Source organism: Rhodococcus phenolicus (assembly GCF_001646785.1).
Taxonomy (GTDB): Bacteria; Actinomycetota; Actinomycetes; order Mycobacteriales; family Mycobacteriaceae; genus Rhodococcus; species Rhodococcus phenolicus.
In genome coordinates this window covers 1-11,942 of the sequence record NZ_LRRH01000087.1, presented here as the reverse complement: position 1 = coordinate 11,942, position 11,942 = coordinate 1, and the positions used below count along the sequence as shown (strand labels likewise).

At 66.3% G+C, this 11,942-nt stretch carries 15 protein-coding genes and 1 pseudogene; 2 read left to right on the top strand and 14 right to left on the bottom strand.

Annotated elements, in window-relative coordinates; genetic code table 11:
* Window positions 1–212 precede the first annotated feature (212 nt).
* On the top strand, window positions 213–884 hold the full coding sequence (locus A8G15_RS22910; protein ID WP_169833930.1) for a DUF2637 domain-containing protein: 672 nt from the start codon (window positions 213–215) through the stop codon (window positions 882–884).
* 128 nt (window positions 885–1,012) lie between these two features.
* Here the strand turns inward: A8G15_RS22910 and A8G15_RS22905 are convergent, their stop codons facing one another.
* Window positions 1,013–1,210, bottom strand: coding sequence for a hypothetical protein (locus A8G15_RS22905; RefSeq protein WP_068165053.1), 198 nt, complete (start codon window positions 1,208–1,210; stop codon window positions 1,013–1,015).
* A gap of 107 nt (window positions 1,211–1,317) precedes the next feature.
* On the opposite strand from A8G15_RS22905, the gene A8G15_RS22900 reads away from it, so the two are divergent.
* Window positions 1,318–1,533 carry a hypothetical protein gene (locus A8G15_RS22900; RefSeq protein ID WP_068165051.1) on the top strand — a complete coding sequence of 72 codons (216 nt, stop codon included), beginning with the start codon at window positions 1,318–1,320 and terminating at the stop codon, window positions 1,531–1,533.
* Window positions 1,534–1,796: 263 nt separating this feature from the next.
* Here the strand turns inward: A8G15_RS22900 and A8G15_RS22895 are convergent, their stop codons facing one another.
* From A8G15_RS22895 to A8G15_RS31210, 13 genes and pseudogenes are all read right to left on the bottom strand, one after another.
* Window positions 1,797–3,053, bottom strand: coding sequence for a hypothetical protein (locus A8G15_RS22895; protein WP_068165049.1), 1,257 nt, complete (start codon window positions 3,051–3,053; stop codon window positions 1,797–1,799).
* A 2-nt stretch (window positions 3,054–3,055) separates the two neighbouring features.
* Complete coding sequence (locus A8G15_RS22890) at window positions 3,056–3,370, bottom strand: phage tail fiber protein (RefSeq protein WP_156665522.1); 315 nt, start codon at window positions 3,368–3,370, stop codon at window positions 3,056–3,058.
* Window positions 3,371–3,412: 42 nt separating this feature from the next.
* Window positions 3,413–3,745 (bottom strand): LtfC-like domain-containing protein, encoded by a 333-nt coding sequence (locus tag A8G15_RS22885; protein WP_068165046.1) that lies wholly within the window; start codon window positions 3,743–3,745, stop codon window positions 3,413–3,415.
* A gap of 171 nt (window positions 3,746–3,916) precedes the next feature.
* Window positions 3,917–4,228 carry a hypothetical protein gene (locus A8G15_RS22880; protein ID WP_068165042.1) on the bottom strand — a complete coding sequence of 104 codons (312 nt, stop codon included), beginning with the start codon at window positions 4,226–4,228 and terminating at the stop codon, window positions 3,917–3,919.
* Entirely contained in the window at window positions 4,225–4,614 is a 390-nt protein-coding gene (locus A8G15_RS22875; RefSeq protein ID WP_068165040.1) for a hypothetical protein, read from the bottom strand. The genes A8G15_RS22880 and A8G15_RS22875 overlap by 4 nt, the downstream gene beginning before the upstream one ends.
* A gap of 2 nt (window positions 4,615–4,616) precedes the next feature.
* Entirely contained in the window at window positions 4,617–4,940 is a 324-nt protein-coding gene (locus A8G15_RS22870; protein WP_068165037.1) for a hypothetical protein, read from the bottom strand.
* Window positions 4,937–6,187 (bottom strand): peptidoglycan DD-metalloendopeptidase family protein, encoded by a 1,251-nt coding sequence (locus tag A8G15_RS31495; RefSeq protein ID WP_245687964.1) that lies wholly within the window; start codon window positions 6,185–6,187, stop codon window positions 4,937–4,939. Before A8G15_RS31495 ends, A8G15_RS22870 begins: the two co-directional genes overlap by 4 nt.
* Window positions 6,184–6,489: a hypothetical protein gene (locus A8G15_RS22860; RefSeq protein ID WP_156665521.1), complete on the bottom strand. Its 306-nt coding sequence runs from the start codon at window positions 6,487–6,489 to the stop codon at window positions 6,184–6,186. Before A8G15_RS22860 ends, A8G15_RS31495 begins: the two co-directional genes overlap by 4 nt.
* 9 nt (window positions 6,490–6,498) lie before the next feature.
* A complete protein-coding gene (locus A8G15_RS22855; protein ID WP_156665520.1) occupies window positions 6,499–7,665 on the bottom strand; it encodes a fibronectin type III domain-containing protein in 1,167 nt (388 codons plus the stop codon).
* Complete coding sequence (locus tag A8G15_RS22850; protein WP_082900103.1) at window positions 7,662–8,072, bottom strand: phage gene 29 protein family protein; 411 nt, start codon at window positions 8,070–8,072, stop codon at window positions 7,662–7,664. The genes A8G15_RS22855 and A8G15_RS22850 overlap by 4 nt, the downstream gene beginning before the upstream one ends.
* Entirely contained in the window at window positions 8,072–9,760 is a 1,689-nt protein-coding gene (locus A8G15_RS22845) for a Gp37-like protein (RefSeq protein ID WP_156665519.1), read from the bottom strand. The genes A8G15_RS22850 and A8G15_RS22845 overlap by 1 nt, the downstream gene beginning before the upstream one ends.
* On the bottom strand, window positions 9,761–10,675 hold the full coding sequence (locus A8G15_RS22840; protein ID WP_068165027.1) for a hypothetical protein: 915 nt from the start codon (window positions 10,673–10,675) through the stop codon (window positions 9,761–9,763).
* Window positions 10,672–11,942 (bottom strand): annotated as a pseudogene (locus tag A8G15_RS31210) (hypothetical protein); the annotation flags it as partial. The gene A8G15_RS22840 and the pseudogene A8G15_RS31210, both read right to left, overlap by 4 nt.

The following is an 11,942-nucleotide window of genomic DNA, read 5'->3' as shown; positions in this document are numbered from 1 at the left end:
CGCCGCCTCACCAGGGCTTCGACGGTCCAAAATGAGCCGTTACGGGCAAGTGAGTTGTACTCCGTTTGTCATTTCCGACCGGCGCAATTGGGTTCGCGTAGCTGTCGGTTTCTGTGCGTTCAAGTGAGTTGGGGTGTTTCCGGTACGTATCCGGTACATCGTGCGGCGGTGCGCCCAACTCCCCTGAGTTCGATCCAATCCGAGGGGGTCTCGTGAAGAAGGTTCGGGTGGCGCGCGACGACGCGGCACTGATCTACGCGCTCGGCGTCGCGGCGCTATGCCTGTCGTACACCGCGCTCGCGGATGTGGCGGCGCGGGCCGGGCTCGGCGACTGGCAAGCCGCGGTGTGGCCGCTCGTCGTCGACGGACTGATCGTCGCGGCGACCCGGGCGGCAGTGACGCTCGACGCGGGGCCGGCGCGTCGCTACGCCTGGTTCCTACTGTGGGCGGCGGTCGGCGTGTCGATCGCCGGGAACGTGGCGCATCTGTTGCTGCCGCCGGGGCCGGTGCACCCGGCGGTCGCCACTGCTGTCGCAGTGGTGCCGCCGGTCGCGGCGCTTGCCCTGACGCACCTGTCGATCGTGCGCGCCCGGGCGCTCGCCGGCACCGACACACCGCGCACGGACACCGAGATCGCGAGCACGGCCGACGCAGGCTGCGACACGCCGGCGACGCCCGCGTCAGCGCAGCTCACGGTCGTGCCCGAGCCGGAACCCACACCTGCCGGCGTCGAGGATGACGCACCGGAGGACGAGCGTGACGCACTGCGTCATCGCGCGTGCCAGCTCCACGCCGCCGGCCTGAGCAACTATGCGATCGCGGACCAGATCGGGCGGTCGGAGGCGACGGTGCGGCGCTGGCTGGCGGCGAGCGTCGCGTCGTGATCGACGCCGTAGGGTAGATCGTTCGTTACCTTCACGAACCTAATCCGCCGGGGCGAATGCGGTAGTCTGACCGGGCCCCGGCGGGTGAGGTGTTCCTGACAGTCTCCTCGGTTCCCCGTCGGGGCTTCCTACTGTCGCCCGCCGCGCTTGATCTGCGAGATGCGCTGCTTGGTGAGTCCGGCCGCTTCGGCCATCTCCCCGCCAGTGAGCCCTTCTGCGACGCCGGCCTGGACGAGGTCGCGGATCTCGGCGTCGATGGCTTCGATCTGGGCGACGAGTGCGGCGCGGCGGGTGCGGGCATCTTCGAGCCCTTCGAGCGTGTTCATGCAGGTCAGGCTAGCACGCTAGATTTCTCCGCTCCAGGTGTTGACACCAGATGTCTAGCGCGCTAGATTGTGTCTTGTCAGGAACACGAAACACCAAGGAGCACAAGATGATCGCCCAGATCCTCACCATCTACCCCACCACCGACGACGTCCTCTACTTCGAGGACTCCCTCACCGACGCCGGTAACCAGCTCACCGGCTGGGCCAGCGAGGAGGGCTACACCCTGGAGCTCGACCCCGAGTGCGACGGCACCGACATGATCGGCTACTTCGTCCGGGACGCCAGCGGACGCCAGGTCGCCGCGGCCACGATCACCGAGTGAGAACGGCGGGGGCCGGGAAACCGGCCCCCACCACTCCCCCGATCACACACTCCCGGAAGGCCCCACGATGACCCCGATCTTCACCGCCCTGCTCGCCGAGTTCCGCGCCACCGGCCCGATCATGCTGAGCGACGACGAGGACTGACCCCGGACACGACGAAGCGCCCCCGCTCCTCACGACGAGGAACGGGGGCACTTCTGTAGGTCCCGGACGGGAGCCTGACTGCATTGGCGATGCGCGGACAGGCTACCACCGGCCGGCGTCACAGATCCTCGGCGACGATCTGATCGAACGCGAACCCGTACCCCGAGTTGTACGGCTGAGTCCCGAACCCGAACCCACGATGCCCCGCGTTGACGGGGACGATGCCACTACTGTCCGTGAACGTCGCGATCGTCGTCCCGTTCCTCTTCGCCGTGTACACGTTCCCGTTCACCTCGAGCGTCACAGTGTCACCGGTGACGAACGCCGTCGAGATCGCCACATGCCGAGACGAGATCGTGCCCGCGCTGTTGATCGTGTAGAACCCGGACGACAACGCCGCACCCGAGAGGACGAGCAGCACACGGTCGTCGTCCTGCGTGGCCGTCCCATTCCCTCGCGCGAGGAGATAGAAGTACGTCGTCGTCACGCGCGACGTACCGACCGGTGTCTTGATGGTGGCGGTCACCGCATAGTTGTCGGTTGCCATCATGCCGCCGAGGTACTCGACGAGCTGCGGCGTGTTACCGGACGCTGTGCTGTTCTGCGCGGCGTTGGTGTTGACGACCGGCTGCGGCGACGACGGACCCCAGTTGGAGCCGATCGCACCGTTCGCCCTGTTGAAGTCGTCAGTGTACGACTTCTTGATCGTCCCGACAGCGGAGAACCCACCGACACCAGCGAATTGGACGGTACGCGAATACACCTGAACGCCGGCCGCGCCGAACGTGCCCGTACCCGCGAACTGTGCGACGCGCGCCTGCAGCTGCATCGCGGACGCCGCGAGTGCGCCCACACCGGCGAACTGAACCGACCGCGCTTGCACCTGCGATGCCTTGACGATGACGACTGCACCGATCCCGGAGAACTCCGCAGGCGCGGAGAACACCGCGATGCCTTCGACAGCGAATCCGCCGGCACCAGTGAACTCGACGAAACGGCGCGGAATGTCGCTCGCCACGAACAGTCCTTCACCCGAGAACACGACGGCCCGTGTCTGCACCTCGAACGCAACCGCATCGAACGTTGCGGCTGCCGAGAACTCGACAGCCGCCGGGTGCACTGCGACCGCGGCAACAGTGAAGCCGCCGTTGGCGGTGAACTGCACCCCGTACCGAACCGGCAGCATCGCCACCGTGCCGGACGGCATCAGCAGTACCGGCACCCGGGGAACGGGCAGGGCATGTTCGCCGATCTCGGGCAGCCCGACGGCGATCACTACGGACGGCAACGCCGCGACCGACTCCACGACGTCCGGCAGCGCGAACCCGCCATCGGCGCGCACGGCTGGGAGCGCAGCGATGATCGGATCGGACATGGCTACGTCTGCAGACCGGACGGGGTGATCTTCACCTGGCCCTGCGCGCCGAGCACGATCGACGACGACAGGGCCTGACCGGCGATGAACGTTCCGCCCGACGCGGCCGACCACAATCCGACGTGCGTGACGGTCGCGGCCGGGCAGTCGAATGTCACTTCGGTACCGGACAGGGTGCCGGTCGTGCCGGAGGTCCAGGTGGTCTGCTTGCGCCCGTACGCGGGGGAACCGCCCGACACTTCGGATCCGCCGGTGGTTGTCGGATCGGCGGTGTGCAGCGACAGGTAGGTGCCGGACGTCTTCAGGACGTCGATCATCGACTGTCTGGTTGAGGGAACAGAAATTGCCACGAGGGCCTCCTACTGCTTGCGCTGAACATCGCCGTAGACCCACAGCAGGTCCAGGGTCGGTGTCTCTGGGTAGTGGATGTACAGCCGGAAGGTCGCGCCGGCCGGGATGAGGTCGGTCTGTTCGGATTCGACGCGGAACTCGGCGTAGTCCTCGGTGACCGAGATCGCTGTCCACGTCGCGAGCACCGTCTCGGTGCCCTTCGTGTACAGCACGATTTCCGCTGTCGTACCGATGGGGATCTGTGGATCGGACGATTGCCGGCGCACGATCTGCGCGAAGTCGGCGCCCCTCGATAGGGTGAGTTTCGACTTGATCGGAATGTGTCCGAGCGGCTGACTCACAGGACACCGCCGAGTCCGAGCATGATCCAGATCAGATCCCACACGAGCGCCGCGATCACTTCGACCATCAGTCCTCCTCTGCGATTCGGTACCCGCCCGCCAACTGCAGGGCGAGAACGTGGTTCGGCTCATCGGTGGTGTAGGTGCCCCGCCTGCGCGGAAGCTTCTCCATCAGTCCTCCCGGTTCAGCTCGAGCTCGGGAGGCGGCTCCGGCGACGCGATACCGCGGTCGGCGAGCGTGCCCCGCAGCTGCGCGATGTAGTGCCGGGCCGCCAACTTCCACCGGTCGAGCGCAGCGATCTGCCGGTCCTGCCCAGCGATCTGCAGGTCCTGTTCCTTGTCGCGGTCCTCGAGGATCTGCACGCGCCGCTGCAACGTCTCGGCGTCGTCGGCGCGCCGGATCCCGTTGATGATCGACACGACACCGGTCGAGATCGCACCGATCGCAGCGACCACGATGGCAATCAGTTCGGTCGCTGTCATCTGACCCCCTGCTCAGCCCAGGCCCGCGCCATACCGAAGTGCATGAGGGACGCCCAGATCGCGATGGTTCCGGTCAGTACCGGTGCGGGCGGCTCGAGGAAAATCGACCCGAGGAGCAGCAGCAGCCCGTAGAACATCCACGCGGTCGCTGCGATCGCGTGCGCAATCACCACCCCCCGCGTGCGCAGCGTGGACACCAGCACCAGCGTTCCGGCGACCGCGAACAGCAGCGGGAAGAGCGGCACGATGTCGTCGATGATCTGCACGAGGGTGACCTGCGGGCCAACAACCTGGCGTTGCACGAGCGTCGTCGGCCCCAGGTAGAGGGCAGTGAGGGTGAGGGCGGCACCGGCCATCGCGTACGACACGGTGCGCAGACCGCGCACGGCTACCGCCCGAGCCGCTGACGAACGTCAGCGAGCACCTGGTCGACCGTCGACTGCGCAGCACTGACCGCACCGCCGGCCGCCTGCACGTGCTGGGCGACCGTCTCGGCGATCACCTGCGCGGTCGCATCGTCGACTACGGGCCGCTGCTCCACGCGCGTACCGGCGAGCCCACCGACACCGAGTCCGAGGATGCCGCCGATGACCGCGACGATCTGCGCCGACACTCCGGCGTCGAGGAAGCCGAGGGCGACGAGGGCTGCGCCGGTTGCGGCGGCGAGCGCGTAGATGACCTTGCGGGTCGTGGGGTTCTCGAGGACGGTCACTGATTCTTTCCCTTCAGGTGTTCGAGGATTTCTCGGGACTGCACGTTCGCGTGGAAGGCGTGGTAGTCCGCGGTGCGGATCAAGGTCGCCGCCGCGTACGGCTGGCCGTCCACCATCGACGGCTCCGGAGCGACCAGCAGCCGATGCAGTTCGCGTGTCTTTTCGAGCAGTTCCACCTGCTCCTCGTGTCTGAGCATGTCGAGGAAACCTCCAGGGTCAGGGAGTAGCGCGGTGCCGATGTCGAGGCACCGCTGGTATCGGACGGACCGATCGGACAGCCCGTTCAGTCCGCCGTTGATCGCGCGTGTGACCGCCTCGAGATTCCGGGCATCGCACAGCGCGTTGATCTGCGGGCGCGCCGCGGTCCAGTACCAGACCGCACCGAGGAACCCGTAGCGGTCCGAGGCGAGTTCGTCCGGGTGGTCGAGGAAGAACGTCGGCGACGACACCAGGCCGCGACCGTGCGCCCAGCGGGACAGCTCCCCGTAGTTGTGACGGCCGGTCACCTGGATCGGGCCGCGGCCCTTGAACCGCACACCGTCCCCGGACTGGTTGTTACCGAGGTCGCTGCGGCCCTCGTAGGCGGCGCCGCTGGCGAGTTCCTCCATCCACCGCAGCCCGCCGGATTCGGTGCCGAGCTGCGCGCACCACATCGCGGCCCGGTCCACGGTCGTGCACCCGGCGGCGATCATCGCGCCCGCGAACGCGGGCAGGAGCTGCCGATACCGGTCGATCGGCAGGGAACCACCCATCGCCGCCGACAGCGTCTCCGCCGTCAGTCCGCGCACAGGCGCAGGCGCGGGTGCGGGTGTGTCCTCGCCCGGGAACAGTGCACCGTCGAGCATCAGCAGCGGATCGAGCCGATTCGGACCCGGCTGCGTCCACACGAACCGATGCCACTCGAGGTGAAGGTGCGGAGCCACACCACCGTTCGTGTTCTGATCCGGGTTGATGCGGGCGATCCGCTGGCCGGCCTCCACCCGCTGGCCGAGACCGACCTCGGGGACGATGTGCCCGTACACGGTGGTGCCGCCGCCGTCCTCCGTCGGATGGTCGACGACGACCCACTGTCCGAACCCGGATGCCGGGCCGACTTGGACGACCGTGCCGCCCTGCACCGCGTACACCGGCATGCCGCCGGATCCGCCGTCCCTCCCGAAGTCGGTGCCCCAGTGGGTTCCGCCCCAGCGGGCGCCGAATCCGGATGTGACGATGTGGCCGCGCTCGAGCGGCCAGTAGTGCGTCACGATCCACCCTCCGCAGTCTCGGGTGCGACGATCCGATACCCACCGGCAAGTTGCAGGGCAAGAATGTGATCCGATACGTCGTTGGTGTGAGTGCCCAGAATCGGGTCCCGGCGACCGCCGTACCCGACACCACCCGGCGTCGCGAGGATTACCGTCATCTGACCGGGCTGACCCCAGATCTGCGGCCGGTGATAGACGAGCACGTGATCGGTGCCCTGGATCGGAGGATCGATCCTGTACAGGGTGGCGTCGTACCCGCCGGGCGACGGAAGTCCTTCCATCACAATCTCTGCGGTCGGCACAATGACCTCCTATGCGGTTGTAGTGAAACTCAACGGATCCGACAGCTCCGACACGTTGTCGCCGATGTCGACGGCCTGGATCCGCACCGAGTAATTCGTCGATGGGGTGAGCCCCACGAAGTCGTGATACAGCGTCGTCACCACGCCGTAGCGGGCTCCGTTCAGATACAGCACGTAGTTATTCACCATCACGTCGTCGAGCGACGCCGACCATGTGACGTGCGCAGAGTTGCTGGTGACGCTCGACGCTGCGAGCCCGCCCGGCGTCGACGGTGGCTGGCCGAAATCGTCTGCCACATAGACGGTGACGAACACCGCGCCCGCAGCACCATTGCCGGACAGGATCCCATTGCCGCCGTATCCTCGTGCACCGCCGGGGCCGGACGGCCACCCGCCGTGTCCACCCGGGCCACCGGCACCGAAGATCGACACACGACCGGCTCCGCCGCCACCGGCCGATCCGGGACCGAGCCGCCCCAGATCGATACTGAATCCGTGCCCGCCCGGGCCGCCGTTACCCGGCCCGCCGGGGACCTGGCCGCCGGATCCGCCGGGGTGGAACGGTCCGTTCGAACCGGCGGTACCGTTCGCGGCATCACCGCCACCGTTCCCGCCGCGCATCTTGTACGTCCGGGACCCAGGACCGTAATTCGTGGTCGTCGCACCGGCGACGATCAGGAACGAACCGAACGACGATGCGCCGGCCTGCGCGGTCGAACCGCCCGCGGTGCCTTCCCCGATCGTGATCGCAACGGATGACGGGAGTGCCTCGAGAGCGGCGCCGGTGAACTCGATCCGTTCCCATCCGCCGGACCATCCGCCGAGCCCGTCCGTGCTGCTCGGCTGCGTACCGGACGTCGCCCCCGACAGTACGTCGACGACAACCTTGTAGGCGGCCGGGTGTTTGGTCCACACATCGGATTCGGAGTACGTGTAGCGGTAGGCGCGTTCGGTTCCGATCTCGAGTGCGTCGATGCGGTTGTCGAGTCGGACGATCTCGCCATTCACGAGCACGGCGGACACGAACTCGCCCTTGAAGTTGCCTTGCGCCACGTTGTAGGGGCCAACGGCAGCATCGAACTTCGACTGCTTCCACGTCGCCTCATCCAGCCCGCCCAGCCCGGTTAGATCGTCATCGAAGGTGCCATCCGGATAGCTACCTCCAGGGACAGTCACCGCATACCACCGTCATGCAGGCCGGGATCGTCCGGGAACTCCTCGCGCAGACGCCGCAGCATCTCTTGCTTAATCTGCGGCCGGATCTTATCCAGCCGCTCAGCGAGCACATCCCGCTCCGGCTCCGGCTCATCTGCCGGCACCCACCGGCCTCCGCCACCCATCATCGGGTCTTCGGTCGCGTCGATGCGGAACTTCTTACGCGGATCCTCGCGATGCCCGCACTGTGGGCATTGGAGCATGACCCCACATTCGACGAGGTGCGCAGACACTTTCCGCCACCACTTGATGGGGAAGACGAGCATTGCACCGATCACGTCCGGCAAACCGACGAAGAACGGGAGGAGCACCTCTTCGGGGTCGTCCGGATTACAGTTCGCGAGAGTGGGTAGTTCGTTGTCCTGCATCAGATCACACCTAACATTTTCATGCCGCTGACAAGTTTCTGAATACGCTTCAGGATCAGCCCGAATGCGTCCTGCGGGTCTTTCGATCCGAGCCTGATATCGAAGCCGGGCGCCCGGCCGGGTCCGGCGGTCAGACGAAGAGATTTCACGCGTGGCGCTTCGATTCGCCCCGACCGGTCGCCTTCGGTCTGCATGAAGATCCGGTTCCCCAAATCGAAATGACCGTGCCCTGTCGCGCCGACCAGCCACGGTGCGCCGTCGATGATCTGCATGTCCGCCGAGTACTTCGTTTCGGTCGCCCGGACCGCCTCACGCAGTACCAGCGTGGCGCTGAGGGTATATGCCTGGTCTGCGCCATCCACCCACATCTCGTACAGCGAGAAGTCCGACAAGTACTGACTGCGGTTGACCAGATATACGGTCATGAAGGCGAGGATCGTGTCCTCCAGGAACGGCATCAGAAGTGCCGTCGCCACGCCGCCCAAGGGGGGGATCGGGACAAACGGGATCGCTGCCATGGCATCGCCGATAGCTGCGATGGCCGCCTCGATGATCTCGTTGATGCCCGGCATCGAGTGCCCACCACCGGTCAGCCTGTGCCCACGCGCCAATCTCAGGGACGCCTTCTGAGACACAACCCCTGGTGATCCGGCCGGGTAGAACACGAACGGCACCTTCGGGTTGGTCCCCAGGTAGCCGGGCACCTGATACTCCGGCACTGGTGGCAGGCCAACGATGGATTGTTCGGAGTTCTCGATCGGTAGCGATCCACCGCCGAGACCCTCAGAGAATGCGGACACGAAGATCCGCACCAACTGCCCGACACCCTCCCAGAAGGACCCCGTCACGGTCGGGGCGAGCCCACCCGAGTTGTTCTCGAACCAGATGACCAACGTGCCGTGGGCGACCTGTGCACCCTCCCAGGGCAGCGGATCGCCGGGCATGTACCGACGCCACCGGACGGTCAGGTCCGCGTCGTGAAGCATCGACTCGGCGCACTCGTGCCACGTCTTGAATCGCGAGAGAACCAGGCCGGTGACGGTTCCGCGGGTGGCGGCCGTTTCGTAGTCCAGTGGGGCGAGGACGATCGGCCAATCGGTGTAATCGGCGTCCCCGTCGGCGAGGGGATCATTCCATCCCATGCCCGACGGCCACCCGTGCGCGCGGGCAAGGTTCAGCTTGAGTGCAGTACCCAACGCCCAATCAGTGGGGCCACCCAACATGAATACCTTGAACGGCTGAAACCCTGCTGGGGTGGTCGGCGTAGCCCACAAGTCCCGCCACTTCAGCTGCTCGTAGTCGGATAAGAAAGTCGCGGTGACGATGGATTGGCCGAGGTCGTTGGTTTCCATATCGACGGTGTCGAGGAACCCGGACCAACGCCGGCCGACGTAATCGACAGTGGCGAGGATGTCGATGGTTTCGCCGCGATCCTTGCGGCCCCGAATGTCCCACAGCCACTGCGCTTCTTCATACTCGGCGTCGATCTTGATGACGCCGGTGCCGGTGTCGTTCTCGACGTCCAGCCAGTCGTATTCGTTCTCGCACCGAACGACGTATTGCAGGTTGATGTTGCCATCCCACAGCTTTATGACGGGCGCGTACAGGCGCGACATAGCCAGGGCGGCTTCGCGTTCTCGGACCGCCGCGAGGCCATCTGCGCACGCCTGCTCCAATGCAGTCGCCATCTACATTCCTCCGATGCAGTTCGACCACAGGCGCGGCTGATGCAGTTCCGCCCGCGCCCCACCCACCGGCGCGTCCGTTACCGAGATCGGCAAGGGCGTTGGCGGGGTGTGCGGTGGAATGGTGTGCATGAAGTAGTAGCCGCCGCCGACAAGGCCCATGACGTTGATGCCGGATGCGTCTTGCATCATCACGCGCATCGGATCGAGCTGGATCGTCAGCGACCCCATGGCTGGGGTGACTGGTTGCAGGGTGATCGACCGCGTCGGGTACGGGCCGCCGGGTGTGCGGGCGTGCGGGCGGCCCGTCCACGACACGTCCGGAACCGTCCATGTCCCCGGCGTCAGGACCCACGTCTGGAACATTTCGACATCGGTCGGGTTGGACACTTCGATCGTGCCCGAATCGGACGTGGCGGACGTCTCCCAGGGCTCAACGACGGTCGACCCATCCCAGAACGACTGCCCAGCACGCAGCTTGTAGAAGACGTTCCCATACTGGAGCACTTCTGGGCTGATATCCGGCGCGAAGTCCGGCTCCTCGAACATCTGCACCCCGAGGCCGCGGATACCGGAGTCGGATTCAACATGGATTCGGGCGAGGGTGTCACCCGGCCACCACGGATCCAGCTGGTAGGTGAAGCAGGAGCGGAGCAGAGCGTCTGTCTCCTGCCACGTCTGCCCGGCGATGGCGCGGACACGGAAGCCGAGCTGCATGTCGCGCGCGGGATTCTCAAGACCGGCGAACGATCCGCCGCGCTGCCGCCTGGCCCGCTTCCACTCCGTGTCTACCGGCGCGTGATAGAAGCCCTGCACTTGGCCTTTGCCGAGGCGGATTCCTTCCTCCCCAGCGAAGTCGCCCGCGAGGTGGATCTCCGGGCCGCCACCGGCACCGGCGATCCAAATATTCAAGCTCACGCTCCCGCCCCTCCGTGCTGCATCAGTAGCCGCTTCGTCATTTCCAGCAACTTTCGGATCTGCTCCTGGTCATTGGAGACGGTGATGTTGTTCGCGATCTGCACGCCGTTCCGCCGCATTGATGGCGAGGTGGCGCCGGCGCCGCCCTGCTCGTTCATGCCTGCGAACGCTGCGCCGGTGTCGCGGATCGCCTTCCAGTAGCGATGGTTCGGATCGAGCAGGGTGCCACCCAGGCCGAAGACGTCGAGTGCGGCCTGGGTGCCGATCTCGCCTGCCTGCGTCCCGAACTCACCGAACCGTGTCGACAGCTGCTCTGGCGGGTTCGACGGCACCGGAAGTCCCGCAGTCTGCGGAGTGCCACCACCGGAACCACCGCCACTGACAGAGACTGTCTTCGGTGCCGATGGAGTGCCTGACGATGCCTCGGCGGCACGGAGAGTTGCCGGCCAGTTGGTGACGAACACTCGTTGCCCGTCCGTCATCAGCGTCGCGCCGCTGCTGGTGGTGCCGACCGCGTAGTCGGCGCCCTGGCCGCGGGCGTTGGACTCGGCGATGAGCTTGTCCGCCTCATCCAGCTGGGACGCATAGTTGCTGCCGTCCCGCACCGCGGACTGCTGGACAGCCTGGGCTGCCTCGGCCTCGGACATCGAGTCACCGTTCTTGCGGGTGTACTCGTCGTAGAACATTCCCGCGGCCTTCGCCGGGTCCATGCGATCCTCGGCAGTGCCCCACGCCCCGTTGTTGCGCTGCTGGAACACACCCGAACTGTCGTGGTCGTACCCCAGCGACTCGTGCTGGAAGTTCAGCGACTCCGGGTCGTTCGGGTTGGCGAGGTTCCGGCCGTCCGATTCGGCGAGCATCGTCGCCACGGCGGAGCGGATGGCCTTGTCGGACATGCCGCGCCGCTTGCCTTCGGCGATGACCGCGTCGATGTTGCGTTCGCGGTCGGTGCGCGTATCCACCCGATCCTGATCACCGGTGCCGGTGCCGGTGCCGGTGCCGGTGCCGGGATCGAGCGCCAGCGGTTCGCGCGCGGCCACGTGCACGTGGTGCGTGTGATCCCCGGCGCCCGCGTAGAACGAGCGGTCGACGATCTTCCCGTTCTTGATCTGCCGATCGAATCGGGGGTCGTCGTAGATCAGCTCGGCGAGCTGGCCCTGGTAGTTGTCCGCCAGGTAGTTCGCGAACGCGAGCATCTCGTCGGTGTTGCCGGAGCCGTTGGAGAAGTCGACGGCATTCCCGGCGCCGTGGTGATCGTTCGCCCCGG